We start from the raw sequence: 1,078 nt of genomic DNA on the forward strand, positions 1-1,078 counted from the left end.
CTGCTGTTCGTATCGGCCGGGGCCACCTACGAATTCCCGGTGGCCGCGCTGGATCGCACCGATGTGGCCGCGCCGCCCGGATCGGTGGCGACGCTGCGCATTTCGGACGGCAACACGGATCTGGAATTCGTCTCCACCGAGGCCGAGGATCTGCTGCGCGTCGACGGCGCCGTGCGGCTGGCCTGCGAGATCGAACATGTCGACGGTTCCATCGTGATGGCGCGTCCGTCGTCGCTGGACCTGTTCGGCGAATGGCAGTTGCTGGTGGAGCGGCGCAAACTCGGCATGGTCGACACCGAGCAGTTCAAATGGGAGGGCATCGGCATTCTGCGCGCGATGCCGCAGTAACCGCCGCCGTCAGTGGAACGGGGAAAGGCCGAATACCGGCGCCCCGGGATGCAGCGCCACCCGCCGCCACGGACTCGACGGACGCATCAGCAGGCCGCGGATCATCCAGCGGCGTTCGTCGACCTGCTCCTTGGCCGCGGCGAGGTCCTGAGTGGCCGCCCAGAAGATGGCGCCGGTGAGGAAGCCGGCCGCGAACTGCCGCCAATTGCGGTAGTGCTGCTGGGCTTTGGCGAGCGCGCGGCCCAGCAGCGTCCACGCCTCGTCCTCGTCCAGATATCCGGCGGTGTGCGCGGCGCGGGCGATGAAGACGATGCGCGAGAGGTCCCAGGCGGTGGCATCGGTGTTCAGCGGTTGCGGTAGCCGGTCGACGATGCCGAATTTGATGGCCTGTAACCAGGCGTCGTAATCGCGGTCGATGCCGTTGACGCCGCGGTAGCCGCGCACCTCGGACACGGTGTGCAGGAATTCGCGGTGGCTGTCGGCGAGGCCGGTGCGGTCGACGCGGGTGGTGTCCTGGGCGGCCGCGGTCGCGAGCGGATGCACCATCGCGAACAGCGGTGCGTGCATCCCGCTCAGCAACCGGCCGATGGTGTCGCGCGCATCCTCGGCGTTGTCGACACCCCACGATTCGTGCAGGCCCTCGATAGTGGATTCGCGCCGGGTCTCCGAACTTCCGGGGTGTTCCGGCTGGAAGGCGACAGTGTCGTTGTAGGAGCTCCAGCTGCGGCCG

2 protein-coding genes are annotated in these 1,078 nt (G+C 68.2%); one reads left to right on the top strand and one right to left on the bottom strand.

The window, feature by feature from the left end; all coding sequences use genetic code 11:
- Positions 1–348: hypothetical protein (locus tag ACGF5C_RS35135; RefSeq protein WP_393308781.1), on the top strand; the 348-nt coding region annotated here is incomplete at its 5' end.
- Positions 349–357: 9 nt separating this feature from the next.
- On the opposite strand, the gene ACGF5C_RS35140 is transcribed toward ACGF5C_RS35135, so the two are convergent.
- Positions 358–1,078 (bottom strand): DUF1266 domain-containing protein (locus ACGF5C_RS35140; protein ID WP_393308783.1); only part of this gene is annotated, 721 nt, incomplete at its 5' end.

This window comes from Micromonospora sp. NPDC047620 (genome assembly GCF_043205005.1).
In the GTDB taxonomy this organism is placed as follows: Bacteria; Actinomycetota; Actinomycetes; order Mycobacteriales; family Micromonosporaceae; genus Micromonospora.